We start from the raw sequence: 19,277 nt of genomic DNA on the forward strand, positions 1-19,277 counted from the left end.
ACGCATATGTATCGTGGCAGACGAGGTCGGACAGGAACGCAACGGAGGCTCGCCAATGCCCGGATCCGTCATCGTCAGTGGAGCACGGACCCCGATCGGGCGCCTGCTCGGGTCGCTCTCCGAATTCTCGGCCGTGCAGCTCGGTTCGCTTGCGATCGAGGCCGCGCTGCAGCGGGCCGGGATCGGCGGCGACCGGGTCGACTACGTCGTCATGGGCCAGGTGCTCCAGGCCGGCCAGGGCCAGATCCCCTCGCGCCAGGCGGCCGTGGGGGCCGGCATCCCGATGAGCGTGCCGTCGCTGACCATCAACAAGGTGTGCCTGTCGGGGCTGGACGCCGTCGCTCTCGCCGACCAGCTCATCGGAGCGGGCGAGTTCGACGTGGTCGTCGCGGGCGGCATGGAGTCGATGACCAACGCGCCGCACCTGCTGCCCAAGGCGCGCAGCGGCTACAAGTACGGCTCGGTCGAGGTCCTCGACGCCACCGCGCACGACGGGCTGACCGACGCCTTCGACGGCGACTCCATGGGCGCCTCGACCGAGCGGCACAACGCCCGCCTGGGCATCGGGCGCCCCGAGCAGGACGCCTTCGCCGCGCGATCGCACCAGCGGGCGGCCGCCGCGATCAAGGACGGCCGCTTCGAGGCCGAGATCGCGCCGGTGCGCGTTCCGCAGCGCAAGGGCGAGGACCGGCTGGTCACCGAGGACGAGGGCGTGCGCCCCGACACCACCGCCGAGAGCCTGGCCCGGCTGCGCCCCGCTTTCCACGACGCCGGCACCATCACACCCGGCACCTCCTCGCAGATCTCCGACGGCGCCTGCGCCCTGGTCGTGATGAGCCGGGCCAAGGCCGAGGAGCTGGGCTGCGAGATCCTCGCCGAGGTGGGCGCGCACGGCAACGTCGCCGGGCCCGACAACGCGCTGCAGTCGCAGCCCTCCAACGCCGTCCGCCACGCGCTGGGCAAGGCCGGCGCCCAGGCGGCCGACCTGGACCTGATCGAGATCAACGAGGCGTTCGCCAGCGTCGCCGTGCAGTCCATGCGCGACCTCGGCCTGCCCGAGGACTCCGACAAGGTCAACCCCGACGGCGGCGCCATCGCCCTGGGCCACCCGATCGGCATGTCCGGCGCGCGGCTGGCCCTGCACCTGGTGCACGAGCTGCGGCGGCGCGGCGGCGGCCTGGGCGCGGCCGCCCTGTGCGGCGGCGGAGGGCAGGGCGACGCGCTGCTGTTCGAGGTCCCCGGGGCCTGAGGGGCCGACGGGCCGCGGCGGCCGGAGGGAGCCGTCGGCCGCCCGCCCGGCGGAACGAGTGTGGGCCCGAAACCCGGAAAGGGGGCGGACCGGTGCGCGATCCGCTGGTCATCGCGGTCGCCCAGCCCGTGTGCGAGCCGCGCGCCGTGGCGGCCAACGCCGGGGTGCACGCCGAGGCGGTCCGCGCCGCGGACGCCCGCGTCGTGGTGTTCCCGGAGATGTCGCTGACCGGCTACGAGCTGGACGCGCCGCCGGTCGCGTCCGGCGACGCGCGGCTGCTGCCGATCGTGCAGGCGTGCGACCGGGCGGGCGCGACCGCGCTGGTGGGAGCTCCCGTGCGGGGCGAGAACGGCGCCGAGCACATCGCGATGCTGGCGGTCGACGGCGGTGGGGCCGCGCACGTCTACAGCAAGACGTGGCTGGGCGGCGCCGAGCCCGAGCGGTTCGCGCCCGGCACCGGGCCCGCTGTGCTCGATGTGGACGGCCGCCGCGTCGGCCTGGCGATCTGCAGGGACTTCGGCGTGGCCGCGCACGCCGCCGGCACCGCCGCACTCGGCGCCGTCGTCTACGCGGCGGCCACCGTCGAGCACGCAGGCGACGCGGCCGTCCAGCAGGAGCGCGCCGCGCGCGCCGCCGCCGAGCACGGGATGTGGGTCGCCGTCAGCAGCTTCGCCGGACCGACCGGCGGCGGCTACTCCCACACGCTGGGGCGATCGGGGGTCTGGCGGCCCGGCGGAGCCGTCGCCGCCCAGGCGGGGCCCGACGCCGGCGTCATCGTCCGCACCGTGCTGGCCTGACCGGGCCGGCCACAGCCGGGGCCGGGCCGGGGCCGAGGGGCGATATGCCGGGGACCGGTGGGCGGCGCCGGCGCTCCAAGCCGCCGAGAGGCCGCTTCCGGCCGTGCTTCCGCACCCCGGCGGGGTTCCGGCGATCGGACGCGCTTGCGTAGGTTCCCGGTATGGACGAACCCTCTTCAGACCCCGGTCCCGACGCTCCGGCAGACGCCGCCGCCCCGCAGGCGGAGGGCGGCGGCGCGGCGCCCGCCGACGACCGCGCCCTGCGCGAGGTGCAGCGGGCCGTGCTGGCCCGGGCCGTGGGCGCCGAGCGCGAGACCGCGGAGGCGTTCCTGGACTATCTGCGCCGGGTCGTCGCGGACAAGGCCCGCGGGCTGACCGAGGAGCAGGCGCGCCGCCGGCTGGTGCCCTCCCGCACCACCGTGGCGGGACTCCTGCGCCACCTGACCCTCGTCGAGCGCAACTGGTTCCAGCGCGTCGTCGGCGGACGCTCCGCGGCGGAGCTGGAGCTGCCGCTCGACACCGCCGACGACACCTGGGACGTCCCCGCCGAAGCGACGCTCGCGTCGCTGACGGCCGACTACGAGCGCGAGTGCGCCCGGTCCCGCGAGACCGCCGCCCGGTTCGGCCTCGACCACGTGTTCGGGCACGAGGAGGCGGAGCGGCTGTCGCTGCGCTGGATCCTGCTGCACATGATCGAGGAGACCGCCCGCCACGCTGGTCACGCCGACATCCTCCGGGAGCAGACCGACGGCAGGACCGGCGACGGGGGGTGAGCGGGTGACCGCGCCCTGCCGGGGCCGCCCGCTCAGCAGCCGTGGACGGTGCGCCGCGGCTCGTACCACGTCTCGCCCACCGGCTCGCCCGCGAGGTTCCAGCTCCACGAGACGGTCGGCGTGATGCGCATGTAGGTTCCCGGCCCGGCCATCCCCACGCGCTCGAACGGCTGCTCGGCCCTGCCGTAGATCCGGATGCCGCGCGCGACGAAGGGGTCGAAGGACACCATGTCGTCCACGACCAGGGCCACCCTGTCGTTGCCGGCGGCGACGTTGCGGAACTTGCGCGTGCGCACGACGGTGGAGCCGCCTCCGACCCACAGGTGCGTGCCGTCGAACTCCACGGCGACGGGGACCACGTCGGGACCTCCGTCGCCGGCGACCGTCGCCAGGCGGCCCATCGGGTGCTCGCGCAGGTACGCCGCTTCGTCACCGGTGAAGGCCATGGGCCCGCGCTCCTCCTCGTCGGGGACTCGATCGGAGCGTACCGCTCACGCGGGCGCGCGGCCCGGACCCGGGCCTGTTGCGCGCCGCCCGCGGCCGGGGCCCGGCAGGCGGCGGAGACCGGAAGGCGGGGGAGCGTGCGCCGGGGGACCGGCGGTTGCGATACTTGGACGTCCGAAGGAGTGCGGCGAGCGCGGAGGGAGACCGATGGAGGTCGGCGACCTGGTCAAGCGGGTGCTGGAGGGGGACCGCAGGGCCCTCGCTCGGGCGATCTCGCTGGTGGAGGAGTCCGCGCCCGAGCTGAGGGAGATCGTCTCCGGCCTCGCCGCGCACACCGGGAGCGCCCGGATCGTCGGGCTGACCGGCGCCCCCGGCGTGGGCAAGTCCACCTCGACCAGCGCACTGGCCAAGGCGCTGCGCGAACGCGGTGACAGCGTGGCGGTGCTGGCCGTCGACCCCTCCTCGCCCTTCACCGGCGGCGCCCTGCTCGGCGACCGGGTGCGCATGCAGGAGCACGCCACCGACCCCGGTGTCTACATCCGGTCGATGGCCACCCGCGGACACCTCGGCGGGCTGTCGTGGGCGGCGCCGCACGCCCTGCGGATCCTCGACGCCGCCGGGTTCTCGATGGTGCTCGTCGAGACCGTCGGCGTGGGCCAGGCGGAGGTCGACATCGCCGCGCACGCCGACACCACGGTCGTGCTGTCGGCACCCGGCATGGGCGACGGAGTCCAGGCGGGCAAGGCCGGGGTGCTGGAGGTCGCCGACGTCCTGGCCGTGAACAAGGCCGACCGCGAAGGCGCGCGGGCGGCCGTGCGCGACCTGCGCCAGATGGTCGCCCAGATCGACAGGGAGCCGGACGAGTGGAAGCCGCCGGTGGTGAGCATGGCCGCCGCCGACGGCGAGGGCGTGGCGGACCTCCTCCAGCGTCTCGATGAGCACGCCGAGCACCTGCGCGCCTCGGGCGGACTGCGCGCGCGGCGCCGCGACCGCGCCCGGCGCGAGATCGAGGGCATCGCGATGGGAGAGCTCACCCGCCGGCTCGCCGACGTCCGCGGCCACGCCGCGCTGGACAAGCTCGCCGACGAGGTGGCCGCCGGTGCGGACCCCTACGCGGCGGCCGACACCGTGCTGGCGGCGCTGGAGGCCTGACGCGGCCGCGAAGCGCGCGGGAGGGGCCGGCCGGAGGGCCTGCGAGCCCTCCGGCCGGCCCCCGGCCGGCGGCGGGTTCAGCCCCGGCCGTTCAGCTGCCCGTCGACCGCCTCAAGCAGGCTGCCCCGGTCGTCGTCGCCGTCCAGCGACCAGGCCATGACACCGGAGAGCCCGGCCTCGCGCGCCCACGCGGCCTTCTGCGCGACGGCCTCCGGGTCGTCGAAGTTCCAGAACTCGGTGCCGTCGTAGAGCCAGGCGGTCCCCGCCCGCTCGTCGCGGTAGAGCTCGAAGCCGTCCTTTGCGGCGTACTCCTTGAGTACCTCGTAGTCGTTGAAGCCGGCCTCCCACTCGCCGGGGGCCGCGCCGCCGGCCTCGCTCCACAGCCCGTCGCCGCGCGCGCCGGGCTGTACACCGGTCCAGCCCCGGCCGTAGAACGGCACGCCCATGACCAGCTTCCCGGGCTCGGCCCCGCGGTCGAGGTACTCCTGGACGACGGTCTCGTAGCTGCGCGGCGCCGCGGAGGGGTCGCCGTCGGGGACCCGGACGTTGGACTGGTGTCCGGTGGTCGGGCTCCACGCGCCGGTGAAGTCGTAGCCCTGGACGTTCATGAAGGTGAACTCCTCGGCCAGTTCGTCGACCTCGTAGCCGGCCTCGATGGCGCCGGTGTTCGCCGGTACGAAGGCGGTCAGGTCGTACTCGCGGCCGTTCCGGCGCTCCAGCGCGTCGAGCCGGTCGCGGAACTCCCGGACCAGGGCGGTGAAGTTCTCCCTGTCCTCGGGGCGGACCGCGTTGCCGGGTTCCCCGGGAGTTGCGGGCCACTCCCAGTCGAGGTCGATGCCGTCGAACAGGCCGGCCGCGGAGCCCTTGCCGCCGGCTCCGTTGAGCCGGGGCAGGTCGCCGCGCAGGAACATGTCGACGCAGGACTCCACGGCGGCCTCGCGGTTCTCGGGCAGTGCCGCGTCGGAGAAGTGGTCCGACCAGGCCCAGCCGCCGATGGCGATGCTCACGCGCAGCCCGGGGTAGCGCTCCTTCAGCTCGCGGAGCTGGTTGAAGCTGCCGCGCAGCCGCTGGCCGGGGGTGTCGGCGACCCCGTCGACGGACTCGGCGGCGGAGTAGGCCCGGCCGTAGTCCGCGTAGGCGTCGCCGCGGCCCTCTTCGTCGGACATGAAGCAGCGGCCGTCTTCGTCCAGGTTGGCGAACGCGTAGTTGAGGTGGGTGAGGCGCTCCGCCTGCCCGCTCGCGACGAGGTCCTCGACGAGGTAGCCGCGGTCGGCGGCGCCCCATTGGGTGAAGTAGCCCACCTGGCGGTAGTCGTGGCCGGAGCACGGCGAGCCGTTGACCGTGCAGGCGGTGAAGTCGGTGTCGCGGCCGGAGAGGTCGCCGTTGTAGCCGAACGTGTAGCTCTCGCCGGCGGGGATCGCGGCGCCCCAGGCGGGCGGGGTTGCGGTGTAGCCGCCGGAGCCCCTGTTCAGGTCCGCGTTCCACATGTGGCCGACCTGCGCGCCTTCGGGCAGGGAGAACTCGACGGTCCAGTCGCTCACCGGGGCCCCGGTGCCGTTGGCGAGGGTGATCTGGGCCTGGTAGCCGCCGGGCCAGCGGGCGTTCTCGACCTGGGTGACCGTGAGTCGCCCGGTCGCGGTGTCGGCCTCGGCCGTCGCCGCCTGCGCGGCCGCCAGGAGTGGGGCGACGAGGACGACGGCGGCCGCCGCGGCGAGCCGTGCGGGAGGTCGGGGGCGGGGGGTTGCCATGGGTGCGCTCGCTCCGTCCGGGCGGGGGATATTTATTAGGAAACTTAACTACCGATTTATTTGCGAGCAAGAGGGTTGTGCACTGCGCGCCGGGCGCGGGCGGCCGGCCGCGGCGGCAGGGCGCTTCGCCCGAGTACGCGGCTCCTACGGGTCGGTACAGTGTCGGCGTGGGCAACCCGCTGAATCTCCCGTTCGATCCCATCGAGCGCGCGCACGACAACTGGACGCGCCGGTGGGGCGCCAACCCGTCGATGGCCGCCGTCACCTCGATCATGCGTGCCCAGCAGATCCTCATCGGCCAGCTCGACACCGCGCTGAAGCCCTACGCGCTGACCTTCGCGCGCTACGAGGCGCTGGTGCTGCTCACCTTCAGCTCGACGGGCGCACTGCCCCTGGGTAAAATCGGCGAGCGCCTGATGGTGCACCCCACGAGTGTGACCAACACCATCGACCGGTTGGAGCGCCAGGGCTTCGTCCGCCGCCTGCCCAACCCCAGCGACGGCCGCGGCACCCTCGCCGAGATCACCGGCAGCGGCCGCGAGGTCGTCGAGCAGGCCACCCGCGACCTGGTCGCCATGGACTTCGGGCTGGACTGCTACTCCGACGAGGAGGCCTGGCAGATCCACTCCGTCTTCGCCAAGCTCCGCGTCGAGTTCGGCGACTTCCCGGCCGCCCAGCGCCGCGACCGGACCCCGTCCGAGCGCCCGCCGCCCGAAGCGGACTCCGGCCCGGCGCACTGAGCACCGGCCTGTTCCGCGGCGTCCCGGGGCGCCGGCTCACCGCTCGGCCCGGGTGCGCGGGAGTGGGTGATCGGCGGCCGGTCGAAGGCCCTATGCATCTTTAGTTGGACGTCCTACTATTGGGGTATGGCCAACCCTGAAGACATCGCTGCGGGCCGCGCCCGCTGGCAGGCGCGCTACGACGCCGCGCGCACCCCCGGGTCCGGCGGGCGGGGCAGTGCCGCGCCCGAGGCCAGGACCACCATCTCGGGGCAGCCCCTCGACCCCGTCTACGGGCCCCCGGAGGGCGCCGAGGTCCCCGGTTTCGAGCGGATCGGCTGGCCGGGGGAGTTCCCCTTCACCCGCGGGCTCTACGCCACCGGCTACCGCGGGCGGCCCTGGACCATCCGCCAGTTCGCCGGGTTCGGCAACGCGAGCCAGACCAACGAGCGCTACCGGATGATCCTGGAGTCCGGCGGCGGCGGGCTCTCGGTGGCCTTCGACATGCCCACGCTCATGGGCTACGACTCCGACCACTCCTTCGCGCTGGGCGAGGTCGGCCACTGCGGTGTGGCGGTCGACTCGGCCGCGGACATGGAGGTGCTCTTCGACGCCATTCCGCTGGCCGAGATCACCACGTCCATGACCATCAGCGGCCCGGCCATCCCCGTCTTCTGCATGTACCTGGTCGCCGCCGAGCGCCAGGGCGCCGACACGTCCGTGCTCAACGGCACCCTGCAGACCGACATCTTCAAGGAGTACATCGCGCAGAAGGAGTGGCTCTACCCGCCGGAGCCGCACCTGCGCCTCATCGGCGACCTGATGGAGTACTGCGGCGAGAACGTGCCCGCGTTCAAGCCGCTGTCGGTGTCGGGCTACCACATCCGCGAGGCCGGAGCCACGGCCGCCCAGGAGCTGGCGTTCACCCTCGCCGACGGCTTCGGCTACGTCGAGCTGGGCCTCTCCCGCGGGCTGGACGTCAACCGGTTCGCGCCCGGCCTGTCGTTCTTCTTCGACGCCCACGTCGACTTCTTCGAGGAGATCGCGAAGTTCCGCGCCGCCCGACGGATCTGGGCGCGCTGGATGCGCGACCGCTTCGGCGCCGACCAGGAGCGCGCCCAGTGGCTGCGCTTCCACACCCAGACCGCCGGGGTCTCGCTCACCGCCCAGCAGCCCTACAACAACGTCGTGCGCACCGCGGTCGAGGCGCTCTCGGCGGTGCTGGGCGGCACGAACTCGCTGCACACCAACGCCCTGGACGAGACCCTCGCGCTGCCCACCGAGCGGTCCGCCGAGATCGCGCTGCGCACCCAGCAGGTCCTGCGCGAGGAGACCGGGGTCGTCAACGTCGCCGACCCGCTGGGCGGCTCCTACTACGTCGAGGCGCTGACCGACCGCCTGGAGGCCGAGGCCGAGCGCATCTTCGAGCGTATCGAGGGCATGGGCGGGGGAGCCGGCGCCGACCACGCCATCGGCCCCATCACCTCGGGCATCCTCGCCGGGATCGACAACGGGTGGTTCACCTCCGAGATCGCCGAGTCCGCCTTCCAGTACCAGCAGGCCCTGGAGAAGGACGAGAAGCGCATCGTCGGCGTCAACGCCCACACCGCCTCGGTCACCGGCGAGGTCGAGACCCTGCGGATCAGCCACGAGATCGAGCGCGAGCAGAATCGGGTGCTGGCCGAGCGCCGCGAGCGCAGGGACGGCGGGGCCGTCGACAAGGCGCTGGCCGACCTGCTCGGGGCGGTCCGCGACCCCGCACGCCCCAACCTGATACCGGTCATCCTCGACGCCGTCCGCGCCGAGGCCACCCTCGGCGAGATCTGCGGCACCATGGGCGAGGAGTTCGGCACCTACACCGAGAAGCCGCACCTGTGACGCCGGCGGGGCCCGGCGGGCGGCACCGCGCGCGGCCCTGATCGCGCGGGGCGCCCCGGGCGCGCCTCCGGGGTGGCCCGCGCGGCCTCACGCGCAGGGCGGCGGCCCGCCGTCCACAACCTTCACCGGCGCCCCGCGCTATGCGGCAGGATGGAGGTATGCAGCCTTCGGACTTCTCCATGCAGAGCGCGGTCGACCTCGGAGCTCGCAAGGCGGCCTTGGAACGCGAGGCCAAGCGGCAGGCCGAGGCGTCGTCCGGCAGCGCCAATCCCTACGCCATCGACATCAACGAGGAGAACTTCCAGCAGGAGGTTCTGGAGCGCTCGATGAGCGCACCCGTCGTCCTCGCGGTTCTCCAGTCGCGTTCCGAGCAGTCGGACCAGGTCGAGCGGGCTCTGGACCGGCTGGCGGTCGAAGCCGGCGGCCAATGGGCGGTCGCCAAGGTCGACGTGCAGGCCAGCCCGCAGATCGCCCAGGCCATGCGCGTCCAGGCGGTGCCCACCATCGCCATGGTGATCGGCGGCCAGGTCGTGCCCGGCCCGGGCGGCCCGGCCACCTACGACCAGCTGCGCGACTGGCTGAGCCAGATCTTCGAGGGCCTGCGCCAGCAGGGCGTGCTGCCCGAGGAGTACAGCGGCCTGGGCGAGCCCCAGGAGGCCGACGAGGACCAGGAGGGCGCCGACGCCGGCGAGCAGAGCCCCGCCGACGCCGAGGCCCAGGAGGCGCTTGAGCGCGGCGACTTCGAGGCCGCCGAGGCCGTCTACGCCAAGGCGGTCGAGGCCGACCCCCAGGACGCCGAGGCCAAGATCAAGCTCGCCCACATCCGCCTGGTCGGCCGCGTCCGCAGCCTCGACGGCAACGAGCGCCGCAAGGCCGCCGCCGACGACCCCGCCGACGTGCAGGCCCAGATCGACGTCGCCGACATCGACATGTACGGCGGCAACATCGAGGACGCCTTCGACCGCCTGGTGGCCACCGTGCGCCGCACCGCCGACGACGACCGCGACCGGGCGCGCCAGCACCTGCTGTCGCTGTTCGAGGTCCTGCCACCGGGCGACCCCCGCGTGGGCAAGGCGCGGCGCGCCCTCACCTCCGCGCTGTTCTGATCCCGACGGACGGGAACAGGCCGAGGAGGCCCCGCTGAGCTGCGCCTCCGCCCGGCGGCGGGCGGCCCCTGCCGCGCCGTCCGCCGCCGGGGAGCGCGCGAGCGCCGCGGTGCGCCCGCGGCTCGGCCTGCGCTTGGCTCCTGGCCGCACCGCAGGAGGATCGCCGCCCCGACGTGGCCGCGTGCTTTGCGGCGGGTACTACCGAGGCACGGGTGCCCGGCACTGCGGGCACCGGCCGGACCCGGGCGGGTGAGTGCGATGGCGTACGTGGTGACGGTTTCGGCGGCCTTCGGGGCCGGCGGCAGCGTGATCGGCCCGGCGCTCGCGGCGCGGCTCGGCGTCGCCTTCGTGGACCGCGCCATCCCCGCGGCGGTCGCCGGCGAGATCGGCTGCACCCTGCAGGACGTGCTCGAACACGACGACCGCGCGCCCACCGGGCTGCAGCGCCTGCTGGCCGGGGCTGCGCGGCTGCCGGCGGTCACACCGGGCAGCGTCGACATGACCTACGTGCGCGCGGCCGAGGGCAGCGGGCACCTGCTCTTCGACCAGGAGTTCGTCGAGCGCACCGAGGACGTCATCCGCGAGGTCGCCCGGACCGGCGGCGTGATCCTCGGCCGCGCCGGCGCCTGCGTGCTCGCCGACCACCCCGGTGCGCTGCACGTGCGCCTCGACGGGCCGCCCGAGGCGCGGCTGATGCAGGCGGCCGAGCTGCGCGAGCAGGGCCCGGGCACCGGCTCCGCCGCCGACGGCGAGTCCGGCGGTACCGGCGGCAGCGGCGCCGAGGGGCGGTGGAACCCGCCGACCAAGCGCGACCTGCGCGACAACGACCGCGCACGCTCGGCCTACGTGCGCCGCTTCTACCGGGTCGACCCGGCCTCGGCGGCGCTGTACCACGCGGTGCTGGATACCACGTCGGTTCCGCTGGAGACCTGCACCGACGTGATCGAGCGGCTCGCCCGCGAGCGCGCCCGGCGCGCCTGAGCGCCGCGGCACCCGCCGGCCGCGGCCGCGGCGGCGCTCGTCCGTGTCACTCCAATGGATACCGAATACGATTCCGTGTCCGTTTTCTCACCTGTGAAGCGCGCAGAATGATCACCGGTGATGGCACTATGAGAGGGGCGCCAGGTGCCGCCGTCCGCGCGGCGGCCCGAACCGCCGCCCGCCTCCCCCGAGGCGCGGGCCGGTGCCGGTGCCAGGCAGCATGATCGCGCGGCCCGACCTGCTCCGTACCTCCCCCGCCGGCAGGCCGACGGCGGCCCCGCGGCAGATCCGTGATTCGCAAGGAGCATTTCGTGGCCACCCTTCCCAGCGTCTCCTACTCGATTACGATTCGCCTGGAGCTCGACGGGCACGGCAGCGCGGTAGGCAGCCTCACCAACGCCGTCGAGCACGTGGGCGGCGTGATCACCGCCCTGGACGTCGCCTCGGCGGGCCACGAGCGCATCCGGATCGACGTCACCTGCGCCGCCCGCGACACCGACCACGCCCAGTCCATCGTCGACGCGCTCGGCGCGATCGAGGGCGTCACGGTGCACAAGGTCAGCGACCGCACCTTCCTGCTGCACCTCGGCGGCAAGATCGAGATGAAGTCGAAGGTGCCGCTGCGCAACCGCGACGAGCTGTCCATGGCCTACACCCCGGGTGTCGCGCGGGTCTCCCAGGCCATCGCCGCCAACCCCGACGACGCGCGCCGGCTGACCATCAAGCGCAACAGCGTCGCCGTGGTCACCGACGGCTCGGCGGTGCTGGGCCTGGGCAACATCGGCCCGCAGGCGGCCATGCCGGTGATGGAGGGCAAGGCGGCGCTGTTCAAACGCTTCGCCGACATCGACGCCTGGCCCATCGCGCTGGACACCCAGGACGTGGACGAGATCGTGCGCACCGTCCAACTGCTGGCGCCCGGCTTCGGCGGCATCAACCTGGAGGACATCTCCGCGCCGCGCTGCTTCGAGGTCGAGGAGCGGCTGCGCGACCTGCTGGACATCCCGGTCTTCCACGACGACCAGCACGGCACCGCGATCGTGGTGCTCGCCGCCCTGCGCAACGCGCTGCGCGTGGTCGGCAAGGACCTCGGCGAGGTCCGCATCGCGATGTCGGGCGCCGGTGCCGCGGGCACCGCCATCCTCAAGCTGCTCATGCACGCCGGAGCCAAGCACGTCGTGGTCTGCGACCTGCACGGGGCGGTGCACTCCGGCCGCGGCGACCTCGACCCCAACCTGGCGTGGATCGCCGAGAACACCAACCCCGAGGGCTACGCCGGCGACCTGCGCGGCGCGGTCGACGGGGCCGACGTGTTCATCGGCGTCTCGGCGCCCAACGTGCTCGGCGGCGCCGACATCGCCGAGATGAACGACGACTCCATCATCTTCGCGCTCGCCAACCCCGACCCCGAGGTCGACCCGGAGGTCGCCCACCTGCACGCCTCCGTCGTGGCCACCGGGCGCAGCGACTACCCCAACCAGATCAACAACGTGCTGGTGTTCCCCGCGGTCTTCCGCGGCCTGCTGGACGCGCAGAGCGACCACGTCGACGCCGACATGATGGTGGCCGCGGCCAAGGCGCTCGCCGACGTGGTCACCGCCGACGAGCTCGGCCCGCACTACATCGTCCCCAGCGTCTTCCAGCCCGACCTGGCCCACCAGGTCGCCACCGCCGTGCGCGACGCCGCGCTGCGCGAGCAGGCGCAGCGGTCCGAGCGCCGCGGAGGCGGGGCGGGGGCCCGCACCGCGGACTGAGCCCGGTCCCCACCCGGCCCGGCGGCACTGGATTCCGCCCGGCGATGCGGGTACACGTGGAGCATGGACGAGCCGACTCTGACCGGGAGCCTCCTCGTGGCGACCCCCTTGCTGGAGGACCCCAACTTCCGGCGGGCGGTGGTGTTCGTGGTCGACGACGAACCCGCCGAGGGCACGCTCGGTGTGATCGTCAACCGCCCCCTGGAGCTGGCGGTGGGTGAGGTGCTGGTGGACTGGAGCGGGTTCGCCACGGAGCCGGCGGTGATGTTCTCCGGCGGTCCGGTGGGCACGGGCGCCGGGCTGGCGCTGGGCACGCCCGGCGGCGACGACGCTCCGCTGGGGTGGCGCCCGCTGGAGGGCACGCCGCACGAGGGCTCGCGGGTCGACGGGCTGGGCGTCGTCGACCTCGACACCCCGCCGGAGATCCTCGGCAGCGCGCTCGGCCGCTTCCGGGTCTTCGCCGGGTACGCGGGGTGGGGAGCGGGCCAGCTCGCCGACGAGATCGACGAGGGCGCCTGGTACGTGGTCCCGGCCGTGACCGACGACGTCTTCTCCGCCGACCCCTCGTCACTGTGGCCGCGGGTGCTGCGCCGCCAGGGCGGGGATCTCGCCTTGGTATCGACCTATCCGGACGACCCGACACTGAACTGAGCGCCGGCTCCGCCGGATACCGTGGAACGAGCATGGAGGAGGTGTGAGGGCCCGATGGCAATGGACGTTGTCAACAAGGTGCTTCCGGAGAGCGAGACCCGGCCGGACGTTTCGCACGACGACGGTGATCGCGAGCGGTTCGCGCACTACGTGCAGAAGGACAAGATCACCGAGAGCGCTGTCACGGGCAGCCCGGTGATCGCGCTGTGCGGCAAGGTGTGGGTGCCCAACCGCGACCCCAAGAGGTTCCCGGTCTGCCCCGAGTGCAAGGAGATCTACGAGGAGATGATGAAGGGCTGAGTCCGCGGTGCGCCCTCCGGGCGCGAACGCGGACCCGCGATCCCGCGCGGGCCGTCGCGCCGCGGGCCCGCCGCCGGGCGGGCCCCGCAGGCCGCCTTCCGCCGCGAGCGGGGTCTGCTCCTCAGGTCGCCGCGCGAGCGGCGCCGACTGCGTCGTGTCCGGATGCGGACACACGGCGCCTCGGCGGAGCGCCCTGCTCGCGCCGCGTATAGGCGGGGCCCCGGCGTGCGGCGCCGAGCCTGCGCCTCCCCCGATCCACCGCGATCGCCCGCGGATTCGGCGATGTGCGCTGTACGCGAGTCGGCGGCGCGGTACCCTCCTCTGTGGACCAATCGCCGCATTCGGACCAACGGGGAAGTACGTCCGGAATGCGCCTTGGCTCTCCCCGCGTCCCCGCGACGCCCTCTGACGTCTTCCCGACTCCAACACCGAGCACAGCCGCCCCGATGCACAGCGGCACGCGTCCCTCACCGCGCCCGGGCGGCCGGGGCGGCGGCAACCGACGGTAGGTCACATGGTCTCCACGAGTGAACTGGACGTCCCCCGCGCCGGGCGCCGGGGCCGCGCCCGCGGGCGCCGCAGGAAGCCGCCGGCACGGCGGCGCACCGGCGGCGACCTCGCCCGCGGGGCCGTGCGCACCCTAGGCGAACTGCTGTTCACCGCCGGGGTGCTGATGCTGTTCTTCGCCGCCTACGAGGTCTACGGCAAGCAGATGCAGACCGACCAGGAGCAGCAGCAGCTCGCCCAGGGGCTGGAGGAGAGCTGGGCCCAGCAGGAGGAGAAGGGCCCCGACGCCGGAGCCATGCCCGGCGCCGCCAACAGCCGGCTCTACATCCCCGACCTGGATCTGAAGTGGGTCGTGGTCAACGGGGTCTCCCCGGAGGACATCCGCTACAGCCCCGGCCACTACACCGACGACGACGTCACCGGCGGCGACGCCACCGCGGCCGGCGAGAAGGGCAACTACGCCGTGGCCGGCCACCGGACCCCGGGCATCTTCTGGGACCTCGACCAGCTGGAGGGCGGCGACGAGATCGTGGTCGAGGACGCCGACAGCTTCTACACCTACGAGGTGATCGAGGAGACCACCGTCACCCCCGACCAGGTCGAGGTGGTCGACCCCGACCCGTTCGACGCGGAGAACAACGACGACCCGCAGCGCTCCCTGCTGACGCTGACCACGTGCGCGCCCAAGCTGAACAACACCCACCGGCTGGTCATCCACGCGGAGCTGACCGACACCCGTCCCAAGGAGGACGGCATGCCCGACAACATCGCCGACATGGCGCCGCAGGACCGGGGAGAGGGGGCCTGAGCGCCGATGTACGGACTGATCTGGCGCATCCTCCCCGGGCCCTGGCCCGTGCGGCTGCTGCTGGCACTGGCGCTGGCGGCGGGCGTCGCGGCGGGGCTGTGGCTCTACGTCTTCCCGGCGATCGACCCCTACATGCCCTTCAACGACGGCGCCGTGGAGACCACAACCAGCGGCGGCTGAGCTGCGTCGGCGCGGCCGGTGCGCGAGAGGGCGCCCGGCCGCGCGCCGCCCACCGCGCGGGCGCGACGTGACGAACGCACCGGCCGGCGGGCGCCATGCGCCCCGGCCCAGCGGGATACCCTCGTCCCCGTGAGCATCTGGGGAATCGCACGATGACGCTTGTCGACACCAACACCGAGGATCGGCTGAGCGGTCTGCGGCAGTGGCAGCGCGAGGCGTTCGAAGAGTACTTCCGCCGGGACCCCCGGGACTTCCTGGCGGTCGCCACGCCCGGCGCCGGCAAGACCACGTTCGCGCTGACCCTCGCCGCCGAGCTGCTGTCCCGCCATGCCGTCCGCGCCATCACGATCGTCTGCCCCACCGAACACCTGAAGAAGCAGTGGGCCGAGGCCGCGGCCGCCTTCAACATCCCGATCGACCCGGACTTCAAGAACGGCCAGGGCGCGCTGGGCAAGCAGTACCTCGGGGCCGCCGTCACCTACGCGCAGGTCGCGGCGCACCCCATGCTGCACCGCAACCGCACCGAGGCCCGCCGCACCCTGGTGATCTTCGACGAGGTCCACCACGCCGGCGACGCGCTCTCCTGGGGCGAGGCGGTGCGCGAGTCGTTCGACCCCGCGGCGCGGCGGTTGTCGCTGACGGGCACGCCCTTCCGCTCCGACGTCAACCCGATCCCGTTCGTCGACTACGTGCAGGACCACAACGGTGTGCGGCGCTGCGCCTGGGACTACAGCTACGGCTACGCGCCGGCGCTGGCCGACGGGGTCGTGCGGCCGGTCATGTTCATGGCCTACTCCGGCGAGATGCGCTGGCGCACCACGGCCGGCGACGAGCTCGCCGCGCGCCTGGGCGAGCCGCTCACCCAGGACGCGCTGGCCCAGGCGTGGCGGGCGGCGCTCGACCCCAAGGGCGACTGGATCAAGAAGGTGCTCGCCGCCGCCGACCGCAGGCTCACCGAGGTCCGCAACAGCCACCCCGACGCCGGCGGCCTCGTCGTGGCCACCGACCACGAGAACGCGCGCGCCTACGCCCGCATCCTGCGCCAAATCACCGGACGCGGCGCCACGGTGGTGCTGTCCGACGACCCCACGGCCAGCAAGAAGATCAAGCGCTTCGCCGATTCCGACGAGCGGTGGATGGTCGCGGTCCGCATGGTCTCCGAGGGCGTGGACGTGCCGCGCCTGATGGTGGGGGTCTACGCGACGACCACCAGCACCGCGCTGTTCTTCGCCCAGGTGGTGGGCCGCTTCGTGCGCGTGCGCAGACGCGGCGAGCTGGCCTCGGTGTTCCTGCCCTCGGTGCCGACCCTGCTGGAGTACGCGGGCGAGATGGAGCGCGAGCGGGACCACGCGCTCGACCGCCCGATCCGCGAGGACGACTTCGACCCCGAGCAGGACATGGTCGACGAGGCCCGCAAGAAGCGGGACACGCCCGACGCGGGCGAGGAGCTCCCCTTCGAGACCATGGAGGCCTCGGCCGAGTTCGACCGGGCGCTCTACGACGGCTCGGAGTTCGGCGGCGGGGCTCCCGACTCGCCTGAGGAGGAGGACTTCCTGGGGCTGCCCGGCCTCCTGGAACCCGATCAGGTCAGCCAGTTGCTGCGCAAGCGCAAGGCGGACCAGAAGGCCAACGAGCGCAAGGCCAAGGGCGCCAAGGACACCACGGACGAGGACTCCGGGCCGCCGGCCCACGAGGTCATCGCCGATCTGCGCAAGGAGCTGAACGGGCTCGTCGGGGCCTGGCACCACCGCACCGGCCAGCCGCACGGCGTCATCCACAGTGAGCTGCGCCGGGTCTGCGGCGGCCCGCCGATCGCCCAGGCCAGCGCGGATCAGATCCGTACGCGCATCGCCCGGATCCGCGCGTGGGCGACGGGGCAGCGGTAGCCGGGTCGCCCCGGGGCGGCTGCCGAGCAAGAACGGGCAAACACTTCGCAAGTTGGGCATGCCGCCAGAGATGCACCGCTACCAGGTGACTACCGTCCGTGTTCATGGACTACGGTGGAAAGACCCTGGGTAATGCCATCAGCGGCAAAGCGGGCACTGCGGCGCGCCTGTGCGGCGCCCTGCTGATCAGCGCCGGCGCGCTGGCGGGCGGGGCACTCGCCGCTCCGGCCGCGCAGGCCGGCACCGCCGCACGCCTCGACGACTGCCCCGAATCGGGCACGCAACAGCGGGACGGGCTGCGCCGCGACCACGAGGGCCACCTCACCTCGGAAGAGGCCGCCGCCTACGACCGCGAGCTGCGCGAGGAGCTGCGCGACCAGCAGGGGCCCGGCGCGGCTCAGCAGATCGACGTCCCGGTGCCGGTGGCGGTGCACATCGTGCACGCCGAGGACGGTACCGGCAACGTCTCGAACGGCACCGTCCGGGAGCAGATCGCGGTGCTGGACGAGGCGTTCGGCGGCGGCCTGGCCGGCGCCGACACCGGGTTCGGCTTCGACCTGGCCGAGACCACCCGCACCGCGAACAATGCGTGGTTCTCCGACTTCGCCGAGCACGAGGAGGAGATCAAGGACCGCCTGCGCCAGGGCGGGGCCGAGACCCTCAACCTCTACATCACCGACCTGGGTGAGGGGGTGCTGGGTCAGGCCACCTTCCCGCAGGAGTACTCCTCCGACCCCGGCAACGACGGTGTCGTGATGAGCTACCGCACCGTCCCCGGCGGGTCGCAGCAGGACTTCGACCGCGGCTACACCGCCGTCCACGAGACAGGCCACTGGCTCGGCCTGTTCCACACCTTCCAGAACGGGTGCACCGACCCGGGCGACTACGTTGACGACACCCCCTACGAGGCGGAGCAGGCGTCGGGCTGCCCCGAAGGCCGCGACACCTGCCCGGACCGCCGGGGCGAGGACCCCGTGACCAACTTCATGGACTACAGCGACGACGCCTGCATGGACAACTTCACCGCTGGCCAGGCCCGGCGCATGGCCGACCACTGGACGGCCTTCCGCGGCGAGCAGGCACAGAGGGGCCGGGAGTCGCGGGCCCCGGCCGTTCCGCTGCTGCGGCACTGAGCCGCGGCCCGGCGGCGGGCGGCGCGGCGACCCGCCGCCCGCCGCCGGCACCGCCCCGGCACGGGAGGCCGGTACCGGTCAAAAACCGCGCCTTCGGGCCGGATCGGGGTATGCCATAGTCGGACCACCCCACCGCAGCCCGCCCCCGCGACCACGACAGCGAACCGCCATGGCACAGAGCCCGCCTCCGCCCCCGGGTCCCGGCCCCCACGAGGCCGGCGGCGCGCCTCCGCTGCCCGCGGGGTTCTCGCCGCTGGAGCCGGAGGACCCGGTCTCGGTCGGACCGTTCCGGCTGGTGGGCCGGATCGGCGCAGGCGGGATGGGCGCGGTCTACGGGGCGCTCGACGCCGGCGGGCGCCGTATCGCGGTGAAGGTCATCCACCCCCGCTACACCTCCGAGCCCGCCTACCGCGCGACCTTCGCCCGTGAGGCCGAGCTGCTCAGCCGCGTCGACGCCGAGTGCGCCCCCGAGTTCCTGGGTGCCGACACCGCTGCGCCGCGGCCCTGGCTGGCCACCGAGTTCGTGCAGGGCGACACCCTGCGGCGGCACACCGCCGAGTACGGCCCGCTCACCGGCGAAGCGCTGCGGGCCTTCGCGGCCGGCACCGCCGAGGCGCTGTCCGCCGTGCACGCCGCGGCGATCGTGCACCGCGACGTCAAGCCCGCCAACATCATCCTCGGACCCGGCGGCCCTCGCGTCATCGACTTCGGTATCGCCCGCTCGCTGGACGACACGACGCCGGAGGAGGGCGTCTACGGCACACCGGGGTGGGTGGCGCCCGAGCGCCTGGGCCAGGCGGCGTCCCCGGCGGCCGACACCTTCGCCTGGGGAGCCCTCGTCGCCTACGCAGCGACCGCCCGCGGCCCGTTCGGCACCGGCGATGCGGGGACGCTCCTGCGGCGCGCCCGTGAGGGCGCCGCCGACCTCGACGGCGTGCCCGAGGACCTGGCGCCCTTGGTGCGACGCGCGCTGGCCCCCGACCCGCAGCAGCGGCCGACGGCGGCCGAGGCGCTGGATGAGGTCCTGCTGCTGTCCGGAGCGGTCGAACCCGGCGCCGACCGCCGCGGAGGGCTGCGGAACCTGCTGGGTTCGGCCTGGCAGGGCTTCGGCGCCGCCGGGCGCGGCGCAGGGCCGTGGGTCGCAGCGGCCGCGGTGCTCTCGGCCTCGGCCGCGGCCGGCGGCGGCGCGGTGGCGGCCGGGGGAGCGGCAG

At 73.9% G+C, this 19,277-nt stretch carries 18 protein-coding genes; 16 read left to right on the forward strand and 2 right to left on the reverse strand.

The genetic code is table 11. The features are described from left to right. Nucleotides 1-55: 55 nt before the first annotated feature. From ABEA15_RS22900 to ABEA15_RS22910, 3 genes are all read left to right on the forward strand, one after another. On the forward strand, nucleotides 56-1,249 hold the full coding sequence (locus tag ABEA15_RS22900; protein ID WP_344148137.1) for an acetyl-CoA C-acetyltransferase: 1,194 nt from the start codon (nucleotides 56-58) through the stop codon (nucleotides 1,247-1,249). Nucleotides 1,250-1,341: 92 nt separating this feature from the next. Then, nucleotides 1,342-2,046 carry a carbon-nitrogen hydrolase family protein gene (locus tag ABEA15_RS22905; protein ID WP_345558953.1) on the forward strand — a complete coding sequence of 235 codons (705 nt, stop codon included), beginning with the start codon at nucleotides 1,342-1,344 and terminating at the stop codon, nucleotides 2,044-2,046. Nucleotides 2,047-2,207: 161 nt separating this feature from the next. Then, nucleotides 2,208-2,819, forward strand: a complete 612-nt coding sequence (locus tag ABEA15_RS22910; protein ID WP_345558955.1) for a DinB family protein — start codon at nucleotides 2,208-2,210, stop codon at nucleotides 2,817-2,819. A gap of 32 nt (nucleotides 2,820-2,851) precedes the next feature. Here ABEA15_RS22910 and ABEA15_RS22915 read toward each other — a convergent pair whose 3' ends face one another. Then, complete coding sequence (locus tag ABEA15_RS22915) at nucleotides 2,852-3,265, reverse strand: PPOX class F420-dependent oxidoreductase (protein ID WP_345558957.1); 414 nt, start codon at nucleotides 3,263-3,265, stop codon at nucleotides 2,852-2,854. 205 nt (nucleotides 3,266-3,470) lie between these two features. Here ABEA15_RS22915 and meaB point away from each other — a divergent pair, with 205 nt between their 5' ends. Further along, nucleotides 3,471-4,415, forward strand: a complete 945-nt coding sequence (meaB, locus tag ABEA15_RS22920) for a methylmalonyl Co-A mutase-associated GTPase MeaB (RefSeq protein WP_345558959.1) — start codon at nucleotides 3,471-3,473, stop codon at nucleotides 4,413-4,415. A 77-nt stretch (nucleotides 4,416-4,492) separates the two neighbouring features. On the opposite strand, the gene ABEA15_RS22925 is transcribed toward meaB, so the two are convergent. Next, nucleotides 4,493-6,163 carry a glycosyl hydrolase family 18 protein gene (locus ABEA15_RS22925; protein ID WP_345558961.1) on the reverse strand — a complete coding sequence of 557 codons (1,671 nt, stop codon included), beginning with the start codon at nucleotides 6,161-6,163 and terminating at the stop codon, nucleotides 4,493-4,495. Nucleotides 6,164-6,330: 167 nt separating this feature from the next. Between ABEA15_RS22925 and ABEA15_RS22930 the strand changes: the two genes are divergently transcribed. The 12 genes from ABEA15_RS22930 to ABEA15_RS22985 form a co-directional block, all read left to right on the forward strand. Beyond that, the gene (locus tag ABEA15_RS22930) at nucleotides 6,331-6,903 is read left to right on the forward strand and encodes a MarR family transcriptional regulator (RefSeq protein WP_345558963.1); all 573 of its coding nucleotides are present in this window, start codon (nucleotides 6,331-6,333) and stop codon (nucleotides 6,901-6,903) included. Nucleotides 6,904-7,029: 126 nt separating this feature from the next. Further along, entirely contained in the window at nucleotides 7,030-8,760 is a 1,731-nt protein-coding gene (icmA, locus tag ABEA15_RS22935; protein ID WP_345558965.1) for a coenzyme B12-dependent isobutyryl-CoA mutase large subunit, read from the forward strand. Nucleotides 8,761-8,918: 158 nt separating this feature from the next. Continuing rightward, the gene (locus ABEA15_RS22940; RefSeq protein ID WP_345558967.1) at nucleotides 8,919-9,866 is read left to right on the forward strand and encodes a tetratricopeptide repeat protein; all 948 of its coding nucleotides are present in this window, start codon (nucleotides 8,919-8,921) and stop codon (nucleotides 9,864-9,866) included. Between the two features lie 258 nt (nucleotides 9,867-10,124). Then, complete coding sequence (locus tag ABEA15_RS22945; RefSeq protein ID WP_345558969.1) at nucleotides 10,125-10,847, forward strand: cytidylate kinase-like family protein; 723 nt, start codon at nucleotides 10,125-10,127, stop codon at nucleotides 10,845-10,847. A gap of 311 nt (nucleotides 10,848-11,158) precedes the next feature. Continuing rightward, entirely contained in the window at nucleotides 11,159-12,601 is a 1,443-nt protein-coding gene (locus ABEA15_RS22950) for an NAD-dependent malic enzyme (RefSeq protein WP_345558971.1), read from the forward strand. A gap of 63 nt (nucleotides 12,602-12,664) precedes the next feature. Continuing rightward, nucleotides 12,665-13,252 (forward strand): YqgE/AlgH family protein, encoded by a 588-nt coding sequence (locus ABEA15_RS22955; RefSeq protein ID WP_344148106.1) that lies wholly within the window; start codon nucleotides 12,665-12,667, stop codon nucleotides 13,250-13,252. 54 nt (nucleotides 13,253-13,306) lie between these two features. Then, nucleotides 13,307-13,552, forward strand: a complete 246-nt coding sequence (locus tag ABEA15_RS22960) for a DUF3039 domain-containing protein (protein WP_311544202.1) — start codon at nucleotides 13,307-13,309, stop codon at nucleotides 13,550-13,552. A gap of 514 nt (nucleotides 13,553-14,066) precedes the next feature. Further along, nucleotides 14,067-14,867: a class E sortase gene (locus tag ABEA15_RS22965; RefSeq protein WP_345558973.1), complete on the forward strand. Its 801-nt coding sequence runs from the start codon at nucleotides 14,067-14,069 to the stop codon at nucleotides 14,865-14,867. Nucleotides 14,868-14,873: 6 nt separating this feature from the next. After that, nucleotides 14,874-15,047 (forward strand): hypothetical protein, encoded by a 174-nt coding sequence (locus tag ABEA15_RS22970; RefSeq protein ID WP_344148099.1) that lies wholly within the window; start codon nucleotides 14,874-14,876, stop codon nucleotides 15,045-15,047. A 152-nt stretch (nucleotides 15,048-15,199) separates the two neighbouring features. Beyond that, nucleotides 15,200-16,933 (forward strand): DEAD/DEAH box helicase, encoded by a 1,734-nt coding sequence (locus tag ABEA15_RS22975; RefSeq protein ID WP_344148096.1) that lies wholly within the window; start codon nucleotides 15,200-15,202, stop codon nucleotides 16,931-16,933. A 104-nt stretch (nucleotides 16,934-17,037) separates the two neighbouring features. Beyond that, on the forward strand, nucleotides 17,038-18,066 hold the full coding sequence (locus tag ABEA15_RS22980) for a zinc metalloprotease (protein WP_345558976.1): 1,029 nt from the start codon (nucleotides 17,038-17,040) through the stop codon (nucleotides 18,064-18,066). Nucleotides 18,067-18,235: 169 nt separating this feature from the next. Further along, nucleotides 18,236-19,277 (forward strand): serine/threonine-protein kinase (locus ABEA15_RS22985; protein ID WP_345558977.1); only part of this gene is annotated, 1,042 nt, incomplete at its 3' end.

It is taken from the genome of Streptomonospora halophila, assembly GCF_039542725.1.
GTDB lineage: Bacteria > Actinomycetota > Actinomycetes > Streptosporangiales > Streptosporangiaceae > Streptomonospora > Streptomonospora halophila.

Coding starts and splice junctions, on each gene's coding strand:
- ABEA15_RS22945 (WP_345558969.1), top strand. CDS start 10,125: ATGGCGTACGTGGTGACGGTTTCGGCGGCCTTCGGGGCCGGCGGCAGC.
- ABEA15_RS22925 (WP_345558961.1), bottom strand. CDS start 6,163: ATGGCAACCCCCCGCCCCCGACCTCCCGCACGGCTCGCCGCGGCGGCC.
- ABEA15_RS22960 (WP_311544202.1), top strand. CDS start 13,307: ATGGCAATGGACGTTGTCAACAAGGTGCTTCCGGAGAGCGAGACCCGG.
- ABEA15_RS22910 (WP_345558955.1), top strand. CDS start 2,208: ATGGACGAACCCTCTTCAGACCCCGGTCCCGACGCTCCGGCAGACGCC.
- icmA (WP_345558965.1), top strand. CDS start 7,030: ATGGCCAACCCTGAAGACATCGCTGCGGGCCGCGCCCGCTGGCAGGCG.
- ABEA15_RS22955 (WP_344148106.1), top strand. CDS start 12,665: ATGGACGAGCCGACTCTGACCGGGAGCCTCCTCGTGGCGACCCCCTTG.
- ABEA15_RS22900 (WP_344148137.1), top strand. CDS start 56: ATGCCCGGATCCGTCATCGTCAGTGGAGCACGGACCCCGATCGGGCGC.
- ABEA15_RS22975 (WP_344148096.1), top strand. CDS start 15,200: ATGACGCTTGTCGACACCAACACCGAGGATCGGCTGAGCGGTCTGCGG.
- ABEA15_RS22940 (WP_345558967.1), top strand. CDS start 8,919: ATGCAGCCTTCGGACTTCTCCATGCAGAGCGCGGTCGACCTCGGAGCT.
- ABEA15_RS22965 (WP_345558973.1), top strand. CDS start 14,067: ATGGTCTCCACGAGTGAACTGGACGTCCCCCGCGCCGGGCGCCGGGGC.
- meaB (WP_345558959.1), top strand. CDS start 3,471: ATGGAGGTCGGCGACCTGGTCAAGCGGGTGCTGGAGGGGGACCGCAGG.
- ABEA15_RS22915 (WP_345558957.1), bottom strand. CDS start 3,265: ATGGCCTTCACCGGTGACGAAGCGGCGTACCTGCGCGAGCACCCGATG.
- ABEA15_RS22970 (WP_344148099.1), top strand. CDS start 14,874: ATGTACGGACTGATCTGGCGCATCCTCCCCGGGCCCTGGCCCGTGCGG.
- ABEA15_RS22980 (WP_345558976.1), top strand. CDS start 17,038: ATGGACTACGGTGGAAAGACCCTGGGTAATGCCATCAGCGGCAAAGCG.